The following is a 26322-nucleotide window of genomic DNA, read 5'->3' as shown; positions in this document are numbered from 1 at the left end:
TGAGCGAGGGGAAGCGGGTTCGGTGAGCGGTCGACGCATCCTGTTCGTACACGCGCATCCCGACGACGAGACCCTGACTACGGGTGGCGCGATAGCCCGCTGCGCTTCGGACGGTGCCGAGGTCACGGTCCTCACCTGCACTCTCGGTGAGGAGGGTGAGGTGATCGGTGACCGGTGGGCCGGGCTCGTCGTCGATCGCGCCGATCAGCTGGGCGGCTACCGGATCCTCGAACTGACCCGTGCGTTGCGGGCGCTGGGTGCGTCCGCGCCCCGATTCCTGGGCGGCGCCGGTCGCTGGCGGGATTCGGGGATGGCGGGTACAGCGTCGGCGGCCAACCCGCGGGCGTTCGTGAACGCCGATCCGGACGAGGCGGTGGGCGCGCTGGTCGCGGTGATCCGCGAATTGCGTCCGCACGTCGTGGTGACCTACGACCCGGCCGGTGGGTACGGCCACCCCGATCACGTTCAGACACACCGCTTCACGACGGCGGCCGTGGAGGCTGCGGGCACCGACGCGTTCCCCGAGGCGGGTGCCCAGTGGGAGGTCGCGAAGTTCTACTGGACCGTCTCCGAGCGGGGAGCACTCGAGGCGGGAATCTCCCGGATCGGCGAGATCCCCGCCGGGTGGACGATGCCCGAATCCGGCCAGTTGCCGAGCGTGCCCGATTCCACGGTGACGGCAGCGGTGAACGTCTCGCCGGTGATGGAGGCGAAGCTGGCGGCGCTGCGCGCCCACGAGACACAGGTGACGGTGGCGCCGTCGGGATCCGAGTTCGTGTTGTCGAACCTCGTCGCGCAGCCGATCCTGAGCGAGGAGCACTTCGTGCTTGTCCGCGGGCAGGCCGGCCCTGTCGACGAGCGCGGACGTGAGGCGGACCTGTTCGCTGGCGTTTCCTCACCGGTCCCCACCCAGCGTGATGCGGGCGGCGGTCATGGCGGATGATCGAAGCGTGACCGCTCCGAGCTCCACCGAAACCCTGCCGACCGTCGCCGAGAGCCGGACGACGTTGGCCCTGCTCACGTTGGATGGGTTCCTGTGCGCGGTCCTGACGGTGCTGTTCCTGCCGGCGTACATCGGGACGGCGCCGTTCCCGGTGTCGATCCTCGTTGCCGCGGGAGTGAATCTGCTGCTCGTTGTCGGGGCCCGGCAGTTCACCGATCGGGTGCTCGTCGCGGCTTTGCCGCTCTTCGGGTGGCTGTTCGGGTTCGGAATCTGCACGATCGGTGGACCGGGCGGCGACGTGTTGGTCTTCGAGGACTGGCGAACACTGCTGCTGTTCGTCGCGGCCATCCTGCCCGCGGGCGTGTACCTGTTCCGGGTGCAGGTGGACTCGATCTTCGCGCGCGCTCAGAGCTGATCGTTCGCGCGCGCTCAGAGCTGATCGTTCGCGCGCGCTCAGTGCTGATCGTTCTGATCGCGAAGCCAGATGTCTCCGGCGCCGGGTGTGACCGCCTCGACGAGCGCCCAGGCCCAGTCGGCCGGAAGGTCACGAACGGAGTATCCGCCGATGCCGGCGGGAGTGGCCGCGACCACCGTGGCTAGACCCGCGCGACGCTGGAAGAACGTCTGCCGCACCGTCCACCCGATGATGCCGGCGGCCTCGAGGCTGTTGCGTCGGCGGTCCAGAGAGCCGTTGCGGGTGATCAGCCAGCCCGGCAGCACCGCGTGGCCGAGCCCGCGGTAGCGGTCCCACGCCAGCCCCGCCCCTCCGACGGCCAGCACCACGACCCCCGCCCATGCGGGCCACGGCACGTGCCCGCCGGTGGCGAGGACGCCGGCCGCGATCACGGCGGCGAGGGCCGCGGGCCACAGGGCTCGCGTGTATCGCTTTCGACGGGCGGCCGGTCCGTGTGCGACGAGCGGGGCGTCGGCCTGCCGGTCGTCGCCGAGGACGGTCGCCATCACGCGGGCTGCCTCGGTGCGCGGGCTCTGCGGCAGTAGCAGCGACGACTCGCGGCTCTCGGCGCTGACGCCGGTCATGATCGCATCCAGCGCGGCGCCGCCCGCCAGGCGCAGCAGCAGTGGCTCCTTCAGCGTCGTCCCGCGCAGGCGGGCGCGGTCGAGGGTGGTCTGTCGCGTCCGCAGCAGACCGCGGCTCACATGCAGGGTTCGACCGTTGTCGGTGACCGTCATGTTTCCGTAGGTAATGAGATACCGCACGCACGCGAGGACGGTCGCGACGACGAACAGGGCAATCAGCGCGAACAACCCGAGGACGGCCAGGGCAAGTGCCCCGGCGTGTTCGGCGGAATCGAACCCGTTCTCGAGCACCGGTACGTCGGCGATCCGATCTTGGAGGCCGTACTGGAAGATCACGCCGACGAAGGCGCCGATCGCGATCAGACCGGTGACGGAGAACGGGGCGTAGCGCACCCACGATGCGGACCAGTGCCCGATCTCGCGGCCGGGTGTGGCTGGTGCGGCGGCGTCCTCCGCTGCGGTGGTCCGGTCGTGCCCGGCCAGTAGCGCGGCGCGCATGTCCGGCACGAGCGACGCGTCGAGGGCGTTGAGTTCGAACCGATCCTCGTCGCGGGCGCTTTGCCGTCCGGTCCCGATCCGCAGCACGGCCAGCCCCAGCAGGCGGTGCATGACCCCGGCCTCGACGTCGACGGATCGGATGCGGCTGCGCGGGACCGAGAGCACCTTCTTCTGGAACACCCCGCGACGCAGTTGCACGTGGACGGGTCCGACGCGGTAGGTCGTGGTGACCCAACGCAGCACGCCGTGCGCGACGAGTGGGGCGACAACTATCAGTCCCCAGTAGTAGTTGCCGCTGCTGCTGCCGAGGATCCACGACACCACGACGACCGGCAGCAGCGCGAGGATCTCGTTTACCGGATGCACGATCAGCATCCGCTTGTCGAGGCGTAGCCACGGCTGGTCTTCCTCGGCCGCGAGGGCTGCCGCTCCGGACGATTCGACGGGGACGCTCACGTGGCGTCTCCGGCGTTCGAGCCTGCGATCTCGGTCAACCGAGCGACCGTGCGATCCGCAGTTTCCTGATCCAGGGCGACGATCTTCACGGCACCCGCCGACGACGCCGTCGTGACCGTCACCGTGGCGAGTCCGAGCATCCGGTCGACCGGTCCGCGTTCGGTGTCGACGGTCTGCACCCGCGAGATGGGTGCGATCCGGCGCTCCTGGGTGAACCATCCGGACCGGGTGTAGACGGCGGTCTCGCTGATCTCCCACCGGTGCACCCGGTACCGCCAGAGCGGGACGACGGAAATGTGGACCACCGCCAGCACGATCGTGGCCGCGAGGACGACACCAGACACCCATCCCGGCCACCATCCGATGATCGCGACGACGGCTTGGGCGACGAACACCGGGAGCCACAGAAGTACGGCATTGATCGCCCACAACAGCCTGGCCTTGGTGCTCGGCCGCCACGCGGGGTCGGCCATTGTCACTGGTCGCTCGGATCGTGCCGGGTCCGGAGAAGGGAACACAAGCTCACGACCTTATCCTGCCCGAGTCGTGGCTTATGGTGGAGGATGCCCCTGACGACCGTAGGAGTGCGCTGAGACGGGAGGTGGTCGTGATGGTTGCATACGAGACCGAGAACACCGGGGGCGAACCGGTGTCCGCGAACGTGTCCGAGGCTGACCTCGTCGAGCAGCTCACGCCGGCCGAGACCGACGACGAGCAGGACGAGTCGACACCACCGCCGACGCCGCTCGAGGTCGATCCCGCCGACGCGGCCGAACAGCGCCGAAGCGTCCCTGTCGACGAGGACTACCCCCACGCATAGGCGGACTTCGCGAGAACCCTGGTGGCAGTCACCCCGGTCGGTGGCGCATGATCGACGGGTGAGTCACTCGAGCGATGCCACCGACCAGTCCACGTTCTCGCCGGTTCCGGGGCGTCAGATGCCCTCTGAGACTCCGTCCGCGAGTGCGATGCGTCGGGTCCTGCGCCGGGCCAGGGACGGTGTGACGCTCAACGTCGACGAGGCGACAAGGCTGTTGCACGCGCGCGGCGCCGACCTCGACGATCTGTGCGCATCCGCCGCGAGGGTACGGGACATGGGCTTGGATGCCGCGGGTCGCCCGAACACCGTGTCGTACTCGCGCAAGGTGTTCATCCCGCTGACCCGTCTGTGCCGCGATAAGTGCCACTACTGCACGTTCGTCACGGTGCCGGGCAAACTGCGCGCCGCGGGCCAAGGAATGTATCTCGAGCCGGACGAGGTTCTCGAGATCGCTCGTCGGGGCGCCGAAATGGGTTGCAAGGAGGCGTTGTTCACGCTCGGCGACCGACCTGAAGACCGTTGGCCGGAGGCGAAGCAGTGGCTCGACGAGCGCGGCTACGACTCAACACTCGACTACGTCCGGGCGATGGCGATCCGGGTGCTCGAGGAGACGGGTCTGCTGCCGCACCTGAATCCGGGCGTGATGAGCTGGGAGGAGATCTCGCGCCTCAAGCCGGTCGCACCGTCGATGGGGATGATGCTCGAGACCACTTCCAAGCGGCTGTTCACCGAGAAGGGGGAGTGCCACTACGGCAGCCCCGACAAGGATCCCGAGGTGCGGCTTCGGACGCTGACTGATGCGGGCCGGTTGTCGGTACCGTTCACGACCGGCATCCTGGTCGGGATCGGCGAGACGCACGCCGAGCGCGCCGATTCCATCATGGCGATCCGCAAGCTGCACAAGGCCTTCGGTCACGTGCAGGAAGTGATCGTGCAGAATTTCCTCGCCAAGCCCGACACTGCGATGCGAGGTGCCCCCGACGCAAATCTCGAGGAGTTCCTCGCGACCATCGCCGTCGCGCGACTACTGCTCGGTCCGGGCATGCGGATCCAGTCTCCGCCGAATCTGGTCTCGCACGAGGAGTGCCTCGCGCTGATCAAGGCCGGCGTGGACGACTGGGGCGGTGTCTCGCCGCTCACCCCCGACCACGTGAATCCCGAACGGCCTTGGCCGAATCTGGATACTCTCGCCGAGATCACAGCGAAGGCCGGGTACACGCTCGTGGAGCGGACGGCGGCGCAGCCCCAGTACGTGCTGGCCGGACACCCGTGGATCGACCCGCGGATCGGCGCCCATGTCCGGGCGCTCGCGGACCCCGACACCGGACTGGCCCGTGAGGGTGTGAAACCGGAGGGGCTGCCGTGGCAGGAGCCCGACGAGGAATGGGCGTCGTCCGGCCGGATCGACTTGAACACCGAGATCGACACGAGTGGGCGTAACACCGAGACCCGCTCGGATCTCGGCAGTGCATTCGGCGACTGGGACACCGTTCGGGAGCAGGTCCTCGAGCTGGGCCGAACGGCTCCGGTGCGCGTCGACACCGACGTCCTCTCGGCGTTGCGCCGTGCCGAACGGGACCCCGGGAGCCTGTCCGACGACGAGTACCTCGCTCTCGCGACCGCGGACGGGGACGGGCTCGAGGCCGTCGTCGCGCTCGCAGACGCGCTGCGCCGGGACGCCGTCGGCGAGGATGTCACATATGTCGTGAACAGGAACATCAACTTCACGAACATCTGCTACACCGGGTGCCGGTTCTGCGCCTTCGCTCAGCGCAAGGGTGACGCCGACGCGTTCACGCTCTCGGCGGAGGAAGTCGCCGACCGTGCGTGGGAGGCGCACGTGGCAGGGGCTACCGAAGTCTGCATGCAGGGCGGCATCGACCCCGAGCTGCCGGTCACCGGGTACGCCGACTTGGTGCGGGCGGTCAAGCGGCGGGTTCCGTCGATGCACGTGCACGCGTTCAGCCCGATGGAGGTCGTCAATGGTGCATCCCGCGGCGGTCAGAGCATCCGCGACTGGCTGATCGAACTGAAGGCCGCCGGACTCGACACCATTCCGGGAACCGCGGCCGAGATCCTCGACGACGAGGTGCGGTGGGTGCTGACCAAAGGCAAGCTGCCGACGTCGGCGTGGATCGACGTCATCACCACCGCGCACCAGGTGGGGCTTCGCTCGAGTTCGACGATGATGTACGGCCACGTGGACAGTCCCAGGCATTGGGTCGGCCACCTGCGGGTGATCCGTGGAATCCAGGACGAGACAGGAGGTTTCACCGAGTTCGTGCTCCTGCCGTTCGTGCATCAAAGTGCCCCGCTGTACCTGGCGGGGGCGTCCCGACCGGGACCGACGCGCCGCGACAACCGGGCGGCGCACGCGCTGGCCCGGATCATGCTGCACGGACGCATCGACAACATCCAGACGAGCTGGGTCAAGCTCGGTGTCGCCGGCACCCAGGCGATGCTTCAGGGTGGTGCGAACGATCTCGGCGGCACACTGATGGAGGAGACCATCTCTCGGATGGCCGGCTCGCAGCACGGATCGGAGAAGACGGTCGAGGAGTTGCGGGCCATCGCCGCCGGGATCGGCCGTCCGGTTCGGGAGCGGACGACGACCTACGCCCTTCGCGAGCCCACGTCTGTGTTGCCGCTGGTCTGACGACCGTGTTGCGGTCGGCCTGACGACGCAGGTCCCGTCCCCTGCATGAGGGCACCCTCACCGACTCGTCGTGGCCGCAACGCTTCATACTGGACCCTCCGGATGTTCGTCGGGCTCGAGCCCGAGAGCCGGCTCGCCGAGGCGCCCAGGCGCCCGTGTCAGAAAGGCAGGGAGAGCAGCAGTGACCTACGTGATTGCCGAACCGTGCGTCGACGTGATGGACAAGGCCTGCATCGAGGAGTGTCCAGTCGACTGCATCTACGAGGGCGGTCGCATGCTCTACATCCATCCGGACGAGTGCGTGGACTGCGGTGCGTGTGAGCCCGTCTGCCCCGTCGAAGCGATCTTCTACGAGGACGACGTCCCGGACCAGTGGACCAGCTACGTCACCGCGAACGTCGACTTCTTCGACGATCTCGGTTCGCCGGGCGGCGCCGCGAAGCTCGGCAAGGTCGACTACGACCCGCCGATGATCAAGGCCCTGCCCCCCATGGGCGACGACTAGGTCGGAACGGTTCGAGGAAGATCAGTGCCGCGCATCCCCCGCAAGTCACCAGCGAAGGCCCTGCCGGATTTCCCGTGGGACTCCCTCGCGTCCGCGAAGCAGAAGGCGCAGTCGCATCCCGGTGGGATCGTGAACCTGTCGGTCGGCACGCCCGTCGATCCGGTCGCGCCGGTCATCCAGGACGCGCTGGCGTCGGTCGCAGCGGTGCCCGGGTATCCGACGACGCACGGCACCGACGAGCTGCGTGGGGCCGCGTCAGCGTCGCTGGCACGGCGCTACGGCGTGGTCAGTGTCGATCCCACGGCGATCCTGCCTGTGATCGGCACCAAGGAGGCCATTGCGTGGCTGCCAACCCTGCTCGGGCTCGGCGCGGAGGACCTCGTGGTGATTCCCGAGGTCGCCTATCCCACCTACGAGGTGGGCGCTCTGCTCGCCGGTGCGCGAGTGCTACGCGCCGACGGAACCGCGCAGTTGGGGCCGCAGACGCCGGCACTGATCTTCGTCAACTCCCCGTCCAATCCGACGGGCAAGGTGCTCGGTGTCCCGCACCTGCGCAAGGTGGTCGAGTTCGCTCGCGAGCGCGGCGCGATCGTCGCCTCCGACGAGTGCTACCTGGGCCTGACCTGGGAGGACGAGGCCGTGTCGATCCTCGATCCGCGGGTGTGCGGCGGCGATCACACCGGGCTGCTGGCGATCCATTCGCTGTCGAAGACCTCGAATCTGGCCAGCTACCGGGCCGGCTTCCTCGCGGGTGACCCGGAGCTGGTTGCCGAACTGCTCGAGGTGCGCAAGCACGCAGGCATGATGATGCCGACGCCGATCCAGGCTGCGATGGCGGCGGCCCTCACCGACGACGAGCAGGAGCGGGAACAGCGCGAGCGCTACCGGCGACGTCGCGAGATCCTGCTGGCCGCTGTCCGCGGGGCGGGCTTGTCCGTCGACAACTCGGAGGCCGGCCTGTACTTGTGGGCCACCCGCGGCGAGGCCTGCCGCGACACCGTCGACTGGTTCGCCGAGCGTGGCATCCTGGTCGCGCCTGGCGACTTCTACGGCCCGCGGGGCCTCGAGCACGTGCGGATCGCACTCACCGCGTCGGATGAGCGTATCGCGGCGGCCGCGAGTCGACTCGGCTGAGTGCGGTGAGTCACCGGCAGGTGCGGTGACCCGCTGAACCCCCTCGCGCCGGCCTGTCTCGGCGTAGCCTGAGCTTGGTTGCAGTCTCTTGGCTCTGGCTGAGGAGGGCAGCATGGATGCCGTCACACAGGTACCGGCGCCGCGCAACGAGCCGGTGCACTCATACGCGCCGGGAAGCGCCGAGCGCGATCGTCTGAAGGCGGCGCTCGCCGCGCACACCGCCTCGGCGATCGAGATTCCGCGCGTGATCGGCGGCAACTACCGTTTCGGCGGCGGTGAAGTTCGGGAAGTGGTTCAGCCTCATCGTCATTCGTCTGTCCTGGCGACGTTCGCAAACGCGACGTACGACGACGCCTCCGCGGCGATCGAGGCGGCGATCGCAGCGGCGCCCGAGTGGCGTGGAATGCCGTTCGACGAGCGAGCGGCGGTCCTGTTGCGCGCCGCCGATCTCTTGTCCGGAACCTGGCGCGAGAAGGTGGCTGCGGCGACGATGTTGGGGCAGTCCAAGTCGGTGCAGCAGGCCGAGATCGACGCGCCGTGCGAATTGGTCGACTTCTGGCGGTTCAACGTGCACTTCGCCCGCCAGATCCTCGCGGACCAGCCGATCTCGTCGCCGGGCGTGTGGAATCGGCTCGAGTACCGGCCGCTCGAAGGGTTCGTCTACGCGATCACCCCCTTCAATTTCTCGGCCATCGCCGGCAACCTGCCGACCGCCCCGGCCCTGATGGGCAACACGGTGATCTGGAAACCGTCTCCCACGCAGACCCTCGCCGCCTACTGGACGATGAGACTGCTCGAGGCGGCCGGTATGCCGCCCGGAGTGATCAACCTGCTCACCGGGGACGGTGCCGCGGTTTCCGATGTGGCGCTGCGTGACCCGCGACTGGCCGGGATCCACTTCACCGGATCGACGGCGACGTTCCAGCACCTGTGGCGGGAGGTGGCCGCGAACATCGAGAACTACCATGGCTACCCGCGTCTGGTGGGCGAGACCGGAGGCAAGGACTTCGTGGTCGCGCACTCGTCGGCCGACCCCGCGACTCTGTCGACCGTCCTCATCCGGGGGGCGTTCGAATACCAGGGGCAGAAGTGTTCGGCGGCATCTCGCGCGTATATCCCGCGGTCGGTATGGGCCGGGATGAGGGATCAGTTCCTCGCCGAGGTCGACGCCCTCACCTACGGTGACGTCACCGATCTCGAGAACTTCGGCGGCGCGCTCATCGACCGCCGCGCCTACGACAAATCCGTCGCGGCGATCGAGCGGGCACGCGCTGCCGACAGCGTGCAGATCTCTGTCGGCGGCAAGTACGACGACAGCGTCGGCTACTTCGTGCGGCCCACCGTGCTGCTCGTCGACGATCCGCACGATGAGGCGCTGCGGAAGGAGTACTTCGGCCCGATCCTGTCGGTGCACCTGTACGACGACTCCGCGCCCGGCGCGTTCGCCGACATCCTCACGGCCGTGGACAGCGCGGCACCCTACGCACTCACCGGCGCCGTCGTCGCGGAAGACCGAGCAGCGGTCGAACAGGCCTCGGCAGCACTGCGCTACACGGCCGGGAACTTCTACGTCAACGACAAACCGACCGGAGCGGTGGTGGGGCAGCAGCCGTTCGGAGGGGCTCGGGCATCGGGTACCAACGACAAGGCGGGATCGCCGCTGAACCTGCTGCGATGGGTCTCGGCGCGCACGATCAAGGAGACGTTCGTCCCGCCGACCGACTACCGCTACCCGCACATGGAGTCCGAGGACGGGCGATGACGCCCGGTGTCGTGTCGAATCCACTGCGGCCGGCCCTTCTCGCCGCCGCCCGCTCGGAGCGCGTGAAGAATGCGGTCCTGCGTGCGCCGGTCACCAGGTCGATCGTGCGACGGTTCGTCGCGGGGGAGACGCTCGACGACGCGATGGCCGCGGCAACGACCCTGCTCGCTGCCGGCCGCTCGGTGAGCATCGACTACCTCGGTGAGGACACGCTCGACGTAGAGGAGGCTCGCAATACCGTCGTCGCGTATCTCGCGTTGATCGCCGAACTCGGACGGCTGCCCCAAGCCGGGGCGGGCGGGGTCCGTCCGCTCGAAGTGTCGGTGAAGCTCTCCGCGCTGGGGCAGGGGCTGCCGGTGGACGGAGAGAAGATCGCGCTCGACCACGCGCGCACCATCTGCGCGGCTGCTCAGACGCACGGGGTGTGGGTCACAGTCGACGCCGAGGACCACACTCGCACCGACTCCACGTTGTCGATCGTCGGCAGCCTGCGCACGGACTTCCCGTGGCTCGGCACCGTGCTGCAGGCGTACCTGCGGCGAACCGAGGGTGACTGCCGCGACCTGGCAGGAGCCGGCTCGCGGATCCGGCTGTGCAAGGGCGCATATCGGGAACCGGAGTCGGTGGCCTACCGGTCGCGCGCCGAGGTAGCTGCGTCGTATATGCGCTGTCTGGCGATTCTGATGCGCGGCGACGGTTACCCGATGGTCGCGACGCACGACCCGAGGATCATCGGCTCCATCGACGAGTTGTTGTGGGAAACCGGAAAGGGCGTCGACAGTTTCGAACATCAGATGCTGTTCGGTATTCGTGACCTCGAGCAGGGACGACTGGTCGACGCCGGACGCCGGGTCCGGGTCTACGTGCCGTACGGGAGTCAGTGGTACGGCTACTTCATGCGCCGCCTCGCGGAGCGGCCGTCGAATCTGTGGTTCTTTATGCGCTCGGCAGCCACGCGCAGCTGACGCCGTGATGTGAGAAGGTAGGCGACGTGCTGCTCAGTTCGATCGAACCCCGCGCGGTCGCGCGCGGCGACGACATTCCGGACGCGATCCGGGTAGGAGACACCACACTCTCCCGTACCGACATCGTCGGTGCCGCCGGGGCCTTGGCCAAGCGCCTAGCCGGCGTCCAGCGTGTCGCGCTGCTCGCGACACCATCCGCGTCGACGGTGATCGCGGTGGTCGGCAGCCTTACCGCCGGTGTCACGGTCGTGCCTGTGCCCCCGGACTCCGGTCCGGCCGAGCGCGAGCACATCCTCACCGATTCCGGTGCGCAGGCGTGGCTCGGGCAGGCTCCCGACGACAGCTCGCTCCCGGTGGTCCCGGTTCGGTTGCACGCCCGTGACTGGCACAGCCACCCCGAGCCGCCCCCCTCGACGATTGCCTTCGTGCTCTACACCTCCGGCACTACGGGTGCGCCGAAAGGCGTCCTGCTCAGTCATGGCGCGATCGCCGTGGGCATCGACGCGCTGGTCGAGGCGTGGGATTGGACACCGAATGATGTCCTGGTGCACGGGCTTCCACTGTTCCATGTACACGGACTCATCCTCGGTCTGATCGGCGCGCTGCGGGTCGGCAGCCCCATGATCCACACCGTCAGGCCGACGCCGCACGCATACGCCGAGGCCGCCGCCGCCGGTGGCACGCTGTTCTTCGGCGTACCGACTGTGTGGTCACGGATCGCAGAGGACCCCGAGTCCGCCCGTGCCCTCAGCGGCGCGCGGCTCCTCGTGTCGGGCAGCGCGGCGTTGCCGGTGCCGGTGTTCGAGCGGCTACGCGAGCTCACCGGCCTCGCGCCGATAGAGCGGTACGGCATGAGCGAGACGCTGCTGACTTTGACCACCCGCGTCGACGGCGAGCGCCGCCCCGGTTGGGTGGGCTTGCCGGTCCGCGGCGTCCAGACGCGTCTGCGCGACGAACGAGGAGCGGACGTCCCGCACGACGGCGAGAGCTTCGGCGGGCTCGAGGTTCGTGGACCGATGTTCTTCGACGGGTATCTCAACCGCCCCGACGCGACCGCCGAGTCGTGGACCGAGGACGGGTGGTTCAAGACCGGTGACGTCGCCGCGATCGACCCGGGCGGCTTCCACCGGATCGTCGGTCGTGAGTCGACCGACCTCATCAAGTCCGGCGGGTTCCGCATCGGTGCCGGTGAGGTGGAGACGGCGCTGCTCGGTTTCCCGGGTGTGCGGGAGGCCGCCGTCGTCGGGCTGCCGGACCCCGACCTCGGCCAGCGAATCGTGGCGTTCGTCATCGGCGACGGACTCGACGAGACCACGTTGATCGACCATGTCGCTTCGCAGTTGTCGGTGCACAAACGGCCGCGGGAGGTCCGCATCGTCGAGTCGTTGCCGCGCAACGCGTTGGGCAAAGTACAGAAGAAATTGCTGACCTGAGAATGTGATCGACCGGCGTATGGTCGGGGCATGAGCGCTGTCACAAGCACACGCGTCGTTCTCGCTTCACGGCCGCACGGCGAGCCGACGCAAGACAACTTCCGTACCGAGACCATCGAACTGCCGGACCTGGCCGATGGGCAGGTTCTGCTGCGTACCGTGTACCTGTCGCTCGACCCGTACATGCGCGGCCGGATGAACGACGCCAAGTCGTATGCCCCACCGGTCGAGGTGGGCGATGTCATGGTCGGCGGGACGGTCTCGCAGGTCGTCGAGTCGCGCAGTCTACGAATCGAGCCCGGAGCCTACGTTCTCGGGTACACCGGCTGGCAGTCCCACGCGGTGGCCGACGTCAACAGCCTGCGTGCTGTCGATCCCAACCGCGCACCGCTGTCCACGGCCCTCGGTGTGCTCGGCATGCCCGGGTTCACCGCGTACGCGGGTCTGCTGAAGATCGGCCGTCCCAAGCCCGGCGAGACCGTCGTCGTGGCTGCGGCGGCGGGTCCGGTCGGGTCGGCCGTCGGGCAGATCGCGAAGATCCACGGGGCTAGGGCCGTCGGGATCGCCGGCGGAGCGGAGAAATGCGCGTACCTGCGCGACGAACTCGGGTTCGATGCAGCCATCGATCACCGCGCCGAGGACTTCGCCGACCAGCTGAAGGCGGCGGTACCGGACGGCATCGACGTCTACTTCGAGAACGTCGGCGGTCCTGTCACCGCCGCTGTGCTCCCGCTGCTCAACTTCTTTGCGCGTATTCCGGTGTGCGGGTTGGTGTCACAGTACAACCTCGTATCGGCTCCCGAGGGGCCGGACCGGCTACCTGCCTTCATGGGTCTGGTCCTGACCAAGAGCCTCACTGTTCGCGGCTTCATCCAGTCCGAGTTCATCCAGGAATTGTCCGGAGACTTCGAACGTGACGCCTCCAAGTGGCTCGCCGAGGGACGGCTCAAGCACCGGGAGGATGTCGTGGACGGATTGGAGAAGGCGCCGGACGCGTTCATCGGAATGCTGCACGGCAAGAACTTCGGGAAGCTGGTCGTGCAGGTAGGACCGGAACAGGACTGACCGACTGGGATCCGCGCCGATCGCGGCCTACCGGCCTGCCCGGCTTATCGGGTGTCCCGGAAGACCGGATCCCGCTTCTCCCGCCGGGCCAGGGTGGCCTCCTCGAAGTTGTCGGTCATCAGTCGAATCATCAACTGGCCGAGTCCTTCCTGGTTCATGTGCTGGGACATGGACGACGCGTCCAGGCTCGACCACAGGGTGCGCTTGGTCAGTTCGATGCCGGGCCGGGAGAACATCGCGATCCGCTGCGCCAGGTCGAACGCCTCCTCCAGCAGATCCTCGCCGGCGACGATGCGAGACACGAGACCGATCCGCGCAGCCTCGTCGGCGTCGATGTCGCGTCCGGTGAGCATGATCTCGAACGCGCGGGACGACCCGATGGCCCGCGGCAGCAGGTAGCTCAGGCCGAGCTCGCTCGCGGTGAGGCCGTTGTTGATCCCGGCCGCACGGAAGTACGCTTCGGGTGCGGCGAGCCGGATGTCGGAGGCCAGTGACAGGCAGAATCCGCCGCCGATCGCGGCACCGTTGATCGCCGCGATCACCGGCTGGTGCATGCGACGCAACGTGAGTACGACGTCGTCGAGCATCTCCATCGCGCGCAGCGCGACCGTCGGCCGGGTCAGCCCGTCTATGTGCGGCGGGCTGCCCGCCGAGGTCTGGTCGGCTCCGGAGCTGAAGCCGCGGCCTGCGCCGGTGATCACGACGGCCCGAACCGAGTTGTCGTTGCTGATGGCCTCGAGCGATTCCCGAAACGGCACCATGACGTCGAACGCCATTGCGTTCATGCGTTCCGGGCGGTTGAGGGTCACCAACGCGACGTTCTCGCGCGGTCGTTCGACGACGATGAAGCTCAACGGATCTCCTACAGGTGAAGGGTCGACGTGCGCCGACCCTACGTCGCGAGGTCGTCCGATGTGCCCGTTTTCGCGGGGTTCAGCGCGCCGTCGCGGCCGCGGGTTCGCGTGCACGGCGACGCGAATTGATCAGTGACAGTCCGAAGATCACTAGGACTAGCACCAGCGTGGAGATCAATTGCTTGCGCGCGTCTCCGTCGAAGGCCATCAGCACGACGAAGGCGCCGAGCAGGGCCAGAGTCAGATAGCTCAGGTAGGGGAACAGCCACATCCGCACGGACAGCTTGCCCTCGCGCTCCAACTTCGGGCGCAGGCGCAGGTGAGCGACGACGATGAACACCCAGATCACCAGTAGCGCCGCGCCGACGGAGTTGAGCAGGATGCCGAGCAGTGAATCGGGCAGCAGCCAGGTCAGCAGGACACTGACGAAGCCGAAGAACACCGACAGCCAAACCGCATTGGTGGGGACCCCGGACTTCGACAATCTTGTGAGCGCAGCGGGCCCGTCGTTGCGCCGTGCCAGCGAGAACGCCATACGGGACGTGCCATAGACCTGGGCGTTGAACGCCGACAGCAGCGCGATGACGACGACCAGTTCCATCAGGCCGGAGACATACGAGATGTTCGCCTGGTCGAGAACTGCAACGAAGGGTCCGCTCTGGAGTGCCGGGTCGTTCCAAGGCAGCAGCAGCACCATGATCGCGATCGAGCCGACGTAGAAGACGCTGATCCTCCAGACGACGCTCCGCACCGCGGTCCCGATTGCACGCTCGGGGTCCCTCGACTCGGCCGCTGCGATGGTGACGATTTCGATGCCGCCGAATGCGAAGGCCACGACGAGCAGACCCGCGGCGATCCCGGCGAAGCCGTTGGGCATGAACCCGCCGTCGCCGAGGAGATGGGTGAACCCGACCGGCTCGGTACCGGGGAACAGGCCGAACACCAGAAGCACGCCGATGACGAGGAACCCGATGATCGCGGCGACCTTGAGCGCAGCGAACCAGAACTCGAACTCTCCGAAGTTGCTCACCTTCGCGAGATTGACGACCGCAAAGAAGGTCACGAATACCAACGCGATGACCCACTGTGGGACGGAGGGAAGCCACTGGCTGACGATCGCCGAGGAGCCGACGATCTCGGCACCCAGCACCATGATCAGCATGAACCAGTACAGCCAGCCCATGACGAAGCCGGCCCATTCCCCGATGCCGATGCGCGCGTAGTGCGAGAAGGATCCACTTGCTGGCAGAGCGGCCCCCATCTCGCCGAGCATGCGCATCACACACACGACGACGAAACCGGCAACGAGGTACGAGATGAGGACCGCGGGACCAGCTTTCGCGATCCCGACCCCGCTCCCGAGGAAGAGACCGGCTCCGATCGCCGACCCGAGGCCCATCATCGTCAGATGACGGACCTTCAGGCCGTGTCGCAGGTGGACCGGGGTGGCTGTGGTGCTCACTAGTCGTTCGCGTGCAATGCTTCGTTGAGTTCGACGCCGGTGCCCTTCCAGGGCACAACCTCTACGGTGCCCGACACCGAATTACGGCGGAACAGGATGTTCGACTTGCCGCTGAGGTCGGCGGCCTTGACCACCGTGCCGTCCGGGCCCGTCACCTTGGTGCCGGCGGTGATGTAGAGGCCGGCCTCGACGACGCAGTCGTCGCCGAGCGAGATACCCAGGCCGGAGTTCGCTCCGAGCAGGCAGCGCTCGCCGACGGAGATGACCTGCTTGCCGCCACCGGACAGGGTGCCCATGATCGATGCACCGCCGCCGACGTCGGAGCCGTCCCCGACGAGGACGCCGGCAGAGATGCGGCCTTCGACCATCGAGTTGCCGAGCGTGCCCGCGTTGAAGTTGACGAAGCCCTCGTGCATGACGGTGGTGCCGCTGGCCAGGTGCGCGCCGAGGCGGACACGGTCGGCGTCGGCGATCCGAACCCCGGACGGGACCACGTAGTCCACCATGCGGGGGAACTTGTCCACGCCGAACACGGCGACTGGGCCACGGATCCGCAGGCGCGAGCGGACCAGTTCGAAGCCGTCGACCGCGCACGGTCCGTAGTTGGTCCACACGACGTTCGCGAGCAGGCCGAAGATGCCGTCGAGGTTGATCGTGTGCGGCTGCACCATGCGGTGCGAGAGCAGGTGGAGACGCAGGTAGGCGTCGTGCGCGTCGGCCGGCGCTGTGGACAGGTCGGCGATCGTCGTGCGCACCACGACCTGATTGACCTCACGGGCCTCGTCGTGGCCGGCCAGCAGCGCGAGATCCGACGGAATGTCGGTGCCCTCGAGCGCGACGGTTCCGTTCTCCTCGAACTCGCCCATTTCGGGGGCGGGGTACCAGGTGTCGAGAACCGCGCCTGACTCGGTCACGTTGGCGACGCCTACTGCAGATGCTCCCTGTGCACTCACGGGACCACAGGTTACGCGAGCGGATGCACGGGCCCAGGGGCGGTGAGCCGATTGTGACCACGGCCCGAAGTTCCGACCGGTCGGGCAGCGTGGCCCGATTGCCCTAACCTGGGATCGTGAGCCTGCTGGATCTGCGTGCCGACCCGATCGATCTGACCGCCGCACTGGTGGATATACCGAGTGTGTCCCACGACGAGCGAGCGATCGCCGACGCGGTCGAGGCCGCATTGCGGGAGCAGACCTCGGGGTTCGAGGTGATCCGCAATGGAAACGCGGTGCTTGCCCGCACGAACCGGGGTCTGCCGAGTCGAGTGCTGCTCGCCGGGCACCTCGACACGGTGCCGATCGCCGACAACGTGCCGAGCCGTCGGACGAACGACGAGCGTGGTGACCTGTTGCACGGTTGCGGCACCGCCGACATGAAGTCGGGCGATGCGGTGTTCCTGCACCTTGCCGCCACGGTCACGGACCTCGCACATGACCTGACGCTCGTGTTCTACGACTGCGAGGAGATCGAGGCGCAATACAACGGGCTCGGCCGAATCGAGAATGAACTTCCGGATTGGCTGCAGGCCGACGTCGCGATCCTCGGCGAGCCCACGGCCGGTCTCATCGAGGCGGGCTGCCAGGGAACCTTGCGGGTGCGACTGACCGCGGCGGGCGTCCGGGCCCACTCCGCGCGCTCGTGGCTCGGTGACAATGCGATCCACAAGCTTGCCCCGGTCCTCGAGCGGCTTGCGGCGTACGAGGCGCGGTCGGTGGACATAGACGGCTGCGTATATCGCGAGGGGCTGTCGGCGGTGCGAATCTCGGGCGGGGTCGCCGGCAACGTCGTGCCCGACGCCGCGCAGTTGGACGTCAACTTCCGGTTCGCGCCGGACCGTAGTGTCGAGGGGGCGATCGCGCACGTGCGCGAGGTGTTCGATCCGTCGGCGCTCGGAGGGCTCGAGCTGGGCTTGGAGGTCACCGACAGTTCGCCCGGGGCGCTGCCCGGGCTGTCCGACCCAGCGGCAGCGGCGCTGATCGGCGCAGCGGGCGGACACTACCGCGCCAAGTACGGGTGGACGGACGTCTCGCGCTTCTCGGCGCTGGGGATTCCAGCAGTCAACTACGGACCGGGCGACCCGAACCTGGCGCACAAGAGGGACGAGCACGTCGCGGTCCACCAGGTCACCGAGGTGACGCGTGTGTTGCGTGGGTACCTGAGCGCATGAGCGCCTAGCCTGACCAGCATGGCACCCGAGAGGAAGACCGGAGAGGGACGACGCGGAGACAGCCGCGCCGACACCTCGGTGGAACATCGTGGCCCGGTCATGTTGCGGCGCGACCGCAAGGCCGACGCCGCGAACTCCGATCGGAAGCTGCTCGACCAACGCGGTCCGACCGACTGGGTGCACACGGACCCGTGGCGTGTGCTGCGCATCCAGAGTGAGTTCATCGATGGCTTCGATGCGCTCGCGGAGGTTCCGCGTGCCGTCTCCGTGTTCGGGTCGGCGCGTGTCGGTGAGGGTCACGCCGAGTATGCGCTCGCTCGCGAACTCGGTGCCGCGCTGGTACACGCCGGGTACGCGGTGATCACCGGTGGCGGGCCAGGACTCATGGAGGCGGCGAACCGAGGTGCGTGCGAGAGCGGCGGATTCTCCATCGGTCTCGGGATCGAGTTACCGTTCGAGGAGCGGCTCAACGACTGGGTCGACCTCGGCATCAACTTCCGGTACTTCTTCGCGCGCAAGACGATGTTCGTGAAGTATTCGCAGGCATTCATCTGCCTGCCCGGTGGATTCGGCACGCTCGACGAGCTGTTCGAGGCACTCACTCTGGTGCAGACCCGCAAGATCACTCGGTTCCCGATCATTTTGGTGGGCACCGAGTTTTGGTCAGGGCTCGTGGACTGGCTCCATTCTGTGCTAGAAGGAGCCGGTAAGATTTCGTCGGGCGACTTCGACCTCATCCACCTCACCGACAGCGTCGACGAGGCTGTACGTATCGTCGTGGAGTCGCAGCAAGGTGTGGACGAAGCGGCACTTCTGGGAGATGAAGACGAGTGGTGAGCGGCGAGAAGTCCGGCGAGAAGTTCGCTGTTTGCGTGTACTGCGCCTCTCTGTCAGTCGACGCGCGATTCCTGGAGTTGGCCTCCGAGGTTGGTACCGCGATCGGTCGCCGCGGATGGCAACTGGTATCCGGCGGTGGCAATGTCGCGATGATGGGCGCTGTCGCGGCAGCGGCCCGTGCGGCCGATGCGCCGACGGTCGGTGTCATTCCGAAAGCGTTGGTGCACAAAGAAGTTGCTGACGTCGATGCAGACGAGCTGATCGTCACCGACACGATGAGGGACCGCAAGCGGATCATGGAGGACCGCGCCGACGCGTTCATCACGCTGCCCGGAGGGATCGGCACGCTCGAAGAGTTGTTCGAGACGTGGACGGCAGGGTATCTCGGTATGCACCACAAGCCGGTGGTGATGCTCGATCCCTTCGACCATTTCCGCCCGCTGCTGCACTGGCTCGAAGACCTGAAGGCTGAGGGCTTCGTCTCGCAGCGAGCGCTCGACCGGTTGATCGTCACCGGTGACGTCGAGGCCGCGTTGGACGCTTGCACGCGTTGAGAGTGGTGGGGATGTAAATGAGTTCAGACGCCGCTTCGGCTATCGGTCTTCTCGAGTTGGCGCGGCGACTGCCGGGGATGGCGACCGAACTCCCCGGCCTGGCGCGCGGGGCGCTGGGTTTGCTCCGCAAGCCCGAGGACCCTGTATCCATCGGCCGCGTCTTTCAGGACGTGGCGCGCCGGCAACCGCATCATCCGTTCATTCGGTTCGAGGGCGAATCCATCACATACGGTCAGGCGAACGCTCGGGTCAATCGCTACGCGGACGTCCTCGCGCGAAACGGTGTCCGCCGCGGCGACGTCGTCGCGATCCTGGTGAAGAACCGCCCCGAGACCCTCCTGGTGACGCTGGCGACGGTCAAGCTCGGTGCGGTCGCGGGAATGCTGAACCACAACCAACGCGGCGACGTCCTCGCACACAGTCTGTCCCTGTTGGACAGCCGCGTGCTCGTGGTGGGTGAGGAGTGCGATGAGGCTCTTGCATCACTTGACGGTGAGACGCACGCGCAGACAGTGCTGTGGAGTGTCGAACTCGACCGGGCAGCCGAGGACGCGGACGCGTCGAATCCCGCTGTGTGCGATCGTATCCAGGGAACGGATCGCGCCTTCTACATCTTCACCTCAGGTACCACCGGGCTACCGAAGGCCAGTCTGATGAGTCACCATCGCTGGCTGAAGAGCATGTCGGGGATCGGCGCGATGGGAGTGCGCCTGCGCCGCAGCGACACTCTCTACTGTCCGCTGCCTCTGTACCACAACAACGCCCTCACGGTGTCGCTGTCGTCGGTGCTCTTCGCGGGCGCGACTTTCGCGATCGGGCGCAACTTCTCCGCCTCCCGATTCTGGGACGACGCGAAGGGCAACCAAGCCACCGCATTCGTCTACATCGGTGAGGTGTGTCGCTACCTGCTGAACCAGCCACCCACGCCGGCTGATCGGGACAACGACATCCGACTCGTCGTCGGAAACGGATTGCGCCCGGAGATCTGGACCGAGTTCACCGAGCGGTTCGGCATCGACCGTGTCGCCGAGTTCTACGGAGCGAGCGAGTGCAATATCGCGTTCATCAATGCGCTCGGCGTCGAGCGCACCGCGGGACTGTGCCCGCTGCCGTATGCAGTGGTCGAGTTCGATCCCGACAGTGGCCGCGCCCGACGCGCAGCCGACGGACGTCTGACGCGGGTGGGGACCGGCGAGGTGGGGCTGTTGCTGTCCAAGGTCACCGATCGCTCTCCCTTCGACGGGTATACCGATCCTGAAGCGACCGAGAACAAGCTTGTCCGAGATGGCTTCGAGAACGGTGACTGCTGGTTCGACACCGGCGACCTGGTCCTACGCCAGGGTTTCATGCATGTCGCGTTCGTCGACCGTCTCGGCGACACCTTCCGCTGGAAGGGCGAGAACGTCGCCACAACCGAGGTCGAGGGTGCACTGTCCGCGTACCGCGCGATCGAACAATCCGTCGCGTACGGCGTCGCGATTCCCGGAGCCGACGGCAAGGCCGGCATGGCCGCGGTGACGTTACGTCCCGGCCATCAGTTCGACGGACATCGACTCGCGACGATCTTGTTCGATCGGCTGCCAGGGTATGCGATCCCGCTGTTCGTGCGGGTTGTCGATTCGCTCGAGGTGACGTCGACTTTCAAGAGTCGCAAGGTGGACCTGTGCCAGGAGGGTTACTCGTCGACCGTCGAGCGGCTGTACGTTCTCGCCGGCCGGACCGGAGGTTTTGTACCTGCGTACGACGGCTACGCCCGTGCTGTCGCCGAGGGTGATGCTCCCGGGGCGTAGCGCCATCTCGGCCGTGCGACCATGGGGGGCATGGCACCCCGCCCTGCCTCCGATGACGACTCGGCCGACAGCCGCGTCGTCCTGCCGACGCTGTGCGGCAGGCCGGTCGCGACCGATCGAGCGCTCGTGATGGCGATCGTCAACCGCACTCCGGACTCGTTCTACGACCACGGTGCCACGTTCGCCGACGAGGCGGCCATGGCGGCGGTCGACCGTGCGGTCGCTGAGGGGGCGGACCTCGTCGACGTCGGCGGAGTCAAGGCCGGCCCGGGTGCCGTGGTGGACAGCACGGAGGAGATCCGACGGGTGGTCCCGTTCGTGGAGGCCATCCGCTCGCGCCACCCCGATCTGATGATCAGTATCGACACATGGCGAAGTGAGGTCGCCAGACTCGCGTGCGGTGCGGGCGCAGACCTCGTCAACGACACGTGGGCGGGTGCGGATCCTGGGCTGGTCGAGGTTGCCGCGGAACTGCGTGCCGGGATCGTTTGCTCCCACACCGGGGGTGCCGAGCCGCGCACCCGCCCGCACCGGGTTCGCTACACCGACGTGGTAGCCGATGTCGTCGACGAGGTCGTGCAGGCTGCCGATCATGCGGTGCGATTAGGGGTGAAGCCGGACTCGATCCTGATCGACCCAACCCACGATTTCGGGAAGAACACCTTTCACGGGCTCGAATTGTTGCGTCGTGTGAAAGATCTCGTTAAGAGCGGATGGCCCGTGCTGATGGCGCTCAGCAACAAGGACTTCGTCGGGGAGACTTTGGGGGTGGAACTGGACGAGAGGTTGGAGGGCACGCTCGCGGCGACCGCGCTGGCCGCCGCCGGTGGCGTTCGTGTGTTTCGTGTCCACGAGGTTGCCCAGACCCGGCGCGTGGTCGACATGGTCGCCGCGATCATGGGTACCCGGCAGCCCGCCCGCACCGTACGGGGGTTGGCGTGAGCATCACCGAGGTTTCGAGCACGTGGACGGATGTCAACAGTTGGGATCACCCCAGCTGGAGCATCGCCGAACTCGAGCGGGCCAAGGCGGGCCGCACGGTGTCGGTCGTGCTACCTGCGCTCAACGAGGAGAAGACGGTCGCCGGGGTCGTCGGCACGATCGAGCCGCTTCTCGGTGGACTGGTCGATGAATTGATCGTGCTCGACTCCGGATCGTGCGACGCGACGGCCGAGCGTGCCACGGCTGCGGGGGCGACGGTCATCAGCCGTGAGCAGGCAGTCCCCGGTCTGCCGCCGGTCCCGGGCAAAGGCGAGGTGCTGTGGCGCTCGATCGCCGCGAGCACGGGTGACCTGATCGCGTTCGTCGACTCCGACCTCGTCGAACCCGATCCCGCCTTCGTTCCCAAACTGCTCGGCCCGTTGCTCACCGTGAACGGGATCCACCTGGTCAAGGGATACTATCGGCGTCCGCTGCGGGTGAGTGGTGCCGAGGATGCGAACGGTGGCGGCCGGGTCACCGAATTGGTCGCCCGGCCCATGCTTGCGGCGCTACGCCCCGAGCTGACATCTGTGCTGCAACCACTCGGCGGTGAGTATGCCGGGACCAGGGAACTGCTGTCGTCGGTGCCGTTCGCGCCGGGATACGGCGTCGAGATCGGACTGCTTCTCGACACCTACGATCGGCTGGGACTCGCCGCGATCGGACAGGTCAACCTGGGCGTGCGCAAGCATCGCAATCGACCGTTGTCCGAACTCGGCGTGATGAGCCGACAGATCATCGGCACGATGCTGCGCCGGTGCGGGGTGGAGGACAGTGGTGCCGGGCTGACACAGTTCGTCGCGGACGCCGGCTCGTTCGTCCCGGCGCGTACCGACGTCTCGCTCGACGACCGCCCACCGATGAGTACGGTCCGCCCGGTGTTCCGCCGCGGACCCGCCCGGGGCGTGCGTGTCGGAGGCTCGTGACAGTATCGGGTCATGCTGACGGTCCTGCTGTACCTGTTGATCATGGTGCTGGTCGGTGGCCTGCTCTATCTCGTCGTGAGCATGGTGTTCGGTCGTTCCGAGGAATTGCCCCCGCTGCCCGCCGGTACCACCGCGACGGTGGTGCCTGCGGAAGGGGTCACCGGGGCAGACGTACGCGCGTTGCGGTTCCAACAGACCTTGCGTGGGTACAAGGCGAGCGAAGTGGACTGGGCGCTTGACCGTCTGGGGCGGGAGATCGACTCTCTGAGAGCCCAATTGGCCGCTCGCATCGACGCGGGTACGGGTGGCGGTCCCGAGAATTCGGGTGAGTCCAACCGTACGGAGTCGGAGTGATGAGCGAGGTTGCGGGGGATAGGGTTTCGTCGGTGGACGGACGGACCCGCTGCCCATGGGCGGTCGACACCGACGGCTCGCGGATCTACAGCGACTACCACGATTTCGAGTGGGGGCAGCCGCTCCACGGTCGCACGGCGCTGTTCGAGAAGCTCTCCCTCGAGGCCTTCCAGTCCGGACTGTCCTGGATCACGATCCTGCGCAAGCGAGAAGCGTTCCGTAAGGCATTCGCAGGCTTCGACCCCGAGAGCGTGGCGGCGTTCACCGACGACGATGTCGAGCGCTTGTTGGGCGACGAAAGGATCGTCCGCAACCGGGCGAAGATCGAGGCCGTCATCGGTAATGCGCGCGCGGTACTCCACCTCGCCGACACCGATCTCGACACGTTGCTGTGGTCGTTTGCCCCACCGCGCCGCGCGCGGCGGTACGAGCGACTCGACGACGTGCCCGCAGTCACTGCGGAATCGAGGGCGATGGCCTCCGAGTTGAAGCGCCGCGGTTTCCGTTTCGTGGGCCCCACCACGGCGTATGCGCTCATGCAAGCCACCGGGATGGTCGACGACCACCTTGCATCTTGCTGGGTCGAACCTCGTCGATGACGGCGTCTGATTTGCGCCGTTTTTGGCTCCTCGCTACCCGGCGACCCACTCGATAGGGAAGAATGGACCACAGGCCTCGCCGACTGAGGTGGGGCACCCACGGTAACTCGACGCGCTAGTGAATCCGGCGCAGATGTGGAGGGAGCAGAGGATGGCGGCCATGAAGCCCCGGACCGGGGACGGTCCCCTCGAGGCAACCAAAGAGGGACGAGGGATCGTCATGAGGGTTCCACTCGAGGGCGGCGGACGTCTGGTCGTCGAACTCACCCCGGAGGAAGCTGCGGCTCTCGGAGACGAGCTCAAGGGTGTCACCAGCTGACAGGGATCTACTCTGTGGCGTTGCGGCCGGGTCGATTCTTCGACCCGGCCGCCGCCTGTAGCTCACGATCCGTACCAGCTGACAAGCGGGCCAGCTGACTATCCGAGCGGCTTCCGGAAAGGCGGCAGTACAGGTGCTTGCCGACGTGTGCGAGCTTCTCGCGTGCCCCCAGTGCGGCGATGAACTGGATCTGCTCGACGGCGCGCTGGTCTGCGCGCGCGGCCACAGCTTCGATGTGGCCCGCCAGGGCTACGTCACACTGCTGACCGGTTCCGCGACGAAATTCACCGGCGACAGTCCCGAGATGATCTCCGCTCGCAGTGAATTCCTCGACGCGGGCCATTTCGATCCCCTGATTTCCGCGGTCGCTGACGCCGTCGTGCTGACGGCCAAGGAGGCTGGGTGCCATGACAAACCGCGCCTCCTCGAGATCGGTTCCGGTACCGGTCACTATCTCGCACGGGCGCTCGATGCGATTCCAACCGCACAGGGCATCGGCATCGACCTCTCCAAACCGGCCGCGCGGCGACTGGCCCGCGCGCATCCACGCGCCGCCGCAGTAGTCGCCGACGTTTGGCGGCAGCTGCCGGTTCGCGACCGTGCCATGACACACGTGCTCTCGGTTTTCGCTCCGCGCAACGTTGCCGAGATCGACCGCGTGCTCGCCGACGAGGGCACTCTCGTCATCCTCACGCCGACCGATCGTCATCTCGTCGAACTCGTGGGCCTGCTCGGAATGATTCGGGTCGACGAACGCAAGGTGGAGCGACTCGGTGAAACGGTGGCCGGCCGATTCGAACGCATCGAGCGGACCCCAGTGGAGATCCGGATGATGTTGTCGCACCACGATGTCGAGAACGTCGTCGGCATGGGTCCGTCAGCCCGCCACCGCAGCCCCGCACAGCGCGCGGAGGCGATCGCTGCTCTTCCCGAACGATTTCCGGTGACGGCCTCGGTCGTGGTGTCGGCCTATCGTCGAGCCGCCTCACCCGACTGAGCCGACCGATCGCTACCGCCGGCCGAGCACGTCGGCGTATACGTCGAGGGTCTGTCTGGCGATCCGAGACCACGAGAACTCCGCCGTCGCGCGCAGACGTCCCGCACGGCCCATCGTCGCCGCGCGGCCGGGGTCGGTGGCCACCTCGTTCACTGCCGCCGCCAGTGCGCTTTCGAAGGCTTCGGTCTCGTACGAGTTGTAGTGGACCAACCGGCCGGTGACGCCGTCCTGCACTACCTCCGGGATACCACCGACGTCGGACGCCACGACGGCCGTCTCGCACGCCATGGCCTCGAGATTGACGATGCCCAACGGCTCGTACACCGAAGGGCACACGAATACTGTTGCTGCGGAAAGAACTTCCCGAATCCGCTCGGTTGGAAGCATGTCGCGGATCCAGAAGACACCATCGCGGCGAGCTGCGAGTTGTGTGACGGCAGCCTCCGTCTCGGCCGCGAGTTCCGGAGTGTCCGGTGCGCCTGCGCACAACACCAGTTGGATCGACGGGTCGAACTCGTGGGCCGCGGCGACGAGGTGGCTGAGCCCCTTCTGGCGGGTGATCCGGCCGACGAACGCGACGATCGGGCGGTCCGGGTCGACGCTGTTCGCCGCCAGTAGTGATCGGGTCCCGGGGGGAGGTGGCCCGGGAAACCATGCTGCGGAGTCGATCCCGTTGTGTACCACGTGGACTCGTGTGGGGTCGATCGCCGGATACGTGGACAGGACGTCCGCTCGCATGCCGGCACTCACAGCGATGACCGCGTCGGCGTGCTCCATGGCATTGCGCTCCGACCACGAGGAGACGCGGTAGCCACCACCGAGCTGGTCAGCCTTCCAAGGGCGCCGTGGCTCGAGCGAGTGCGCAGTCACGACGTGGGGGATGTCGTGCAGTTCGCCCGCCAGGTGGCCTGCCAGCCCCGTGTACCACGTGTGCGAGTGCGCGACGTCCGCCTCAGCAGTGGCGTGCGCCATCCGCAGCCCGGCGGAGAGCGTGAGGAGGGCAGGGTTGGCGCCGGTCAGGGCGGGGTCGGGACCGTGGACGATGGCACCGTCGCGGGGCGCGCCCATGCAGTGCACGTCGACATCGCACAGGCTGCGCAGGTGCGCGACCAACTCGGTGACGTGGACGCCCGCACCGCCGTAGATCTCGGGGGGATATTCCTTCGTCATCATCGCGACCCGCACCGGCTAAACGTAACCGCAGGAA

Annotated in this window: 26 protein-coding genes; 20 read left to right on the top strand and 6 right to left on the bottom strand. The window is 67.3% G+C overall.

All coding sequences use genetic code 11. The features are described from left to right. Window positions 1-22 precede the first annotated feature (22 nt). The gene (gene mshB, locus EGT50_RS08635; protein WP_127953007.1) at window positions 23-943 is read left to right on the top strand and encodes an N-acetyl-1-D-myo-inositol-2-amino-2-deoxy-alpha-D-glucopyranoside deacetylase; all 921 of its coding nucleotides are present in this window, start codon (window positions 23-25) and stop codon (window positions 941-943) included. Between the two features lie 7 nt (window positions 944-950). Further along, on the top strand, window positions 951-1358 hold the full coding sequence (locus EGT50_RS08630) for a hypothetical protein (protein WP_206615784.1): 408 nt from the start codon (window positions 951-953) through the stop codon (window positions 1356-1358). A 38-nt stretch (window positions 1359-1396) separates the two neighbouring features. Here the strand turns inward: EGT50_RS08630 and EGT50_RS08625 are convergent, their stop codons facing one another. Then, window positions 1397-2935, bottom strand: coding sequence for a PH domain-containing protein (locus EGT50_RS08625; RefSeq protein WP_127953001.1), 1539 nt, complete (start codon window positions 2933-2935; stop codon window positions 1397-1399). Next, the gene (locus EGT50_RS08620) at window positions 2932-3408 is read right to left on the bottom strand and encodes a PH domain-containing protein (protein WP_127953904.1); all 477 of its coding nucleotides are present in this window, start codon (window positions 3406-3408) and stop codon (window positions 2932-2934) included. Before EGT50_RS08620 ends, EGT50_RS08625 begins: the two co-directional genes overlap by 4 nt. 137 nt (window positions 3409-3545) lie before the next feature. Here EGT50_RS08620 and EGT50_RS08615 point away from each other — a divergent pair, with 137 nt between their 5' ends. The 8 genes from EGT50_RS08615 (at window position 3546) to EGT50_RS08580 (ending at window position 13275) form a co-directional block, all read left to right on the top strand. Continuing rightward, window positions 3546-3755, top strand: coding sequence for a hypothetical protein (locus tag EGT50_RS08615; protein WP_127952998.1), 210 nt, complete (start codon window positions 3546-3548; stop codon window positions 3753-3755). 118 nt (window positions 3756-3873) lie between these two features. After that, the gene (locus tag EGT50_RS08610; protein WP_235870681.1) at window positions 3874-6411 is read left to right on the top strand and encodes a bifunctional FO biosynthesis protein CofGH; all 2538 of its coding nucleotides are present in this window, start codon (window positions 3874-3876) and stop codon (window positions 6409-6411) included. 181 nt (window positions 6412-6592) lie between these two features. Next, window positions 6593-6916 (top strand): ferredoxin, encoded by a 324-nt coding sequence (fdxA, locus tag EGT50_RS08605; protein WP_127944842.1) that lies wholly within the window; start codon window positions 6593-6595, stop codon window positions 6914-6916. 33 nt (window positions 6917-6949) lie between these two features. Beyond that, complete coding sequence (dapC, locus tag EGT50_RS08600) at window positions 6950-8050, top strand: succinyldiaminopimelate transaminase (protein ID WP_408014629.1); 1101 nt, start codon at window positions 6950-6952, stop codon at window positions 8048-8050. A 112-nt stretch (window positions 8051-8162) separates the two neighbouring features. Next, entirely contained in the window at window positions 8163-9812 is a 1650-nt protein-coding gene (gene pruA, locus EGT50_RS08595; protein WP_127952988.1) for an L-glutamate gamma-semialdehyde dehydrogenase, read from the top strand. Further along, entirely contained in the window at window positions 9809-10777 is a 969-nt protein-coding gene (locus tag EGT50_RS08590; RefSeq protein WP_127952985.1) for a proline dehydrogenase family protein, read from the top strand. Before pruA ends, EGT50_RS08590 begins: the two co-directional genes overlap by 4 nt. A 26-nt stretch (window positions 10778-10803) precedes the next feature. Next, window positions 10804-12210, top strand: a complete 1407-nt coding sequence (locus tag EGT50_RS08585; protein WP_127952982.1) for an acyl-CoA synthetase — start codon at window positions 10804-10806, stop codon at window positions 12208-12210. A 30-nt stretch (window positions 12211-12240) separates the two neighbouring features. After that, complete coding sequence (locus EGT50_RS08580; RefSeq protein WP_127952979.1) at window positions 12241-13275, top strand: NADP-dependent oxidoreductase; 1035 nt, start codon at window positions 12241-12243, stop codon at window positions 13273-13275. Between the two features lie 44 nt (window positions 13276-13319). Here the strand turns inward: EGT50_RS08580 and EGT50_RS08575 are convergent, their stop codons facing one another. The 3 genes from EGT50_RS08575 to dapD form a co-directional block, all read right to left on the bottom strand. After that, on the bottom strand, window positions 13320-14129 hold the full coding sequence (locus tag EGT50_RS08575; RefSeq protein WP_127952975.1) for an enoyl-CoA hydratase: 810 nt from the start codon (window positions 14127-14129) through the stop codon (window positions 13320-13322). 79 nt (window positions 14130-14208) lie between these two features. Next, complete coding sequence (locus EGT50_RS08570) at window positions 14209-15531, bottom strand: amino acid permease (RefSeq protein ID WP_235870680.1); 1323 nt, start codon at window positions 15529-15531, stop codon at window positions 14209-14211. Between the two features lie 59 nt (window positions 15532-15590). Then, window positions 15591-16544: a 2,3,4,5-tetrahydropyridine-2,6-dicarboxylate N-succinyltransferase gene (gene dapD / locus EGT50_RS08565; RefSeq protein ID WP_127952970.1), complete on the bottom strand. Its 954-nt coding sequence runs from the start codon at window positions 16542-16544 to the stop codon at window positions 15591-15593. A gap of 116 nt (window positions 16545-16660) precedes the next feature. On the opposite strand from dapD, the gene dapE reads away from it, so the two are divergent. The 10 genes from dapE to EGT50_RS08515 all read left to right on the top strand — a co-directional run bounded on the left by dapE (window position 16661) and on the right by EGT50_RS08515 (window position 25115). Then, a complete protein-coding gene (gene dapE, locus EGT50_RS08560; RefSeq protein WP_127952968.1) occupies window positions 16661-17758 on the top strand; it encodes a succinyl-diaminopimelate desuccinylase in 1098 nt (365 codons plus the stop codon). Window positions 17759-17776: 18 nt separating this feature from the next. Then, window positions 17777-18595: an LOG family protein gene (locus tag EGT50_RS08555; RefSeq protein WP_127952964.1), complete on the top strand. Its 819-nt coding sequence runs from the start codon at window positions 17777-17779 to the stop codon at window positions 18593-18595. Continuing rightward, entirely contained in the window at window positions 18592-19149 is a 558-nt protein-coding gene (locus EGT50_RS08550) for an LOG family protein (RefSeq protein WP_408014618.1), read from the top strand. The genes EGT50_RS08555 and EGT50_RS08550 overlap by 4 nt, the downstream gene beginning before the upstream one ends. 17 nt (window positions 19150-19166) lie before the next feature. Further along, window positions 19167-20939, top strand: coding sequence for a long-chain-acyl-CoA synthetase (locus EGT50_RS08545; protein WP_127952957.1), 1773 nt, complete (start codon window positions 19167-19169; stop codon window positions 20937-20939). A gap of 30 nt (window positions 20940-20969) precedes the next feature. Continuing rightward, complete coding sequence (gene folP / locus EGT50_RS08540; RefSeq protein ID WP_127952954.1) at window positions 20970-21881, top strand: dihydropteroate synthase; 912 nt, start codon at window positions 20970-20972, stop codon at window positions 21879-21881. Continuing rightward, the gene (locus EGT50_RS08535) at window positions 21878-22846 is read left to right on the top strand and encodes a glucosyl-3-phosphoglycerate synthase (protein ID WP_127952951.1); all 969 of its coding nucleotides are present in this window, start codon (window positions 21878-21880) and stop codon (window positions 22844-22846) included. The genes folP and EGT50_RS08535 overlap by 4 nt, the downstream gene beginning before the upstream one ends. Before the next feature lie 12 nt (window positions 22847-22858). Next, window positions 22859-23200, top strand: coding sequence for a DivIVA domain-containing protein (locus EGT50_RS08530; protein WP_127952948.1), 342 nt, complete (start codon window positions 22859-22861; stop codon window positions 23198-23200). After that, entirely contained in the window at window positions 23200-23799 is a 600-nt protein-coding gene (locus EGT50_RS08525) for a DNA-3-methyladenine glycosylase I (protein ID WP_127952945.1), read from the top strand. Before EGT50_RS08530 ends, EGT50_RS08525 begins: the two co-directional genes overlap by 1 nt. Before the next feature lie 151 nt (window positions 23800-23950). Next, window positions 23951-24118 (top strand): DUF3117 domain-containing protein, encoded by a 168-nt coding sequence (locus EGT50_RS08520; RefSeq protein WP_003931055.1) that lies wholly within the window; start codon window positions 23951-23953, stop codon window positions 24116-24118. Window positions 24119-24251: 133 nt separating this feature from the next. Further along, window positions 24252-25115, top strand: a complete 864-nt coding sequence (locus tag EGT50_RS08515; RefSeq protein WP_127952943.1) for a putative RNA methyltransferase — start codon at window positions 24252-24254, stop codon at window positions 25113-25115. 12 nt (window positions 25116-25127) lie between these two features. Here EGT50_RS08515 and glgA read toward each other — a convergent pair whose 3' ends face one another. Beyond that, window positions 25128-26300, bottom strand: coding sequence for a glycogen synthase (glgA, locus tag EGT50_RS08510; protein WP_127952940.1), 1173 nt, complete (start codon window positions 26298-26300; stop codon window positions 25128-25130). Between the last annotated feature and the right edge of the window lie 22 nt (window positions 26301-26322).

Source organism: Rhodococcus xishaensis, assembly GCF_004011825.1.
GTDB lineage: Bacteria > Actinomycetota > Actinomycetes > Mycobacteriales > Mycobacteriaceae > Prescottella > Prescottella xishaensis.
The sequence above is the reverse complement of the archived record's forward strand: the minus strand, read 5'-3'. Positions and strand labels throughout refer to the sequence as shown.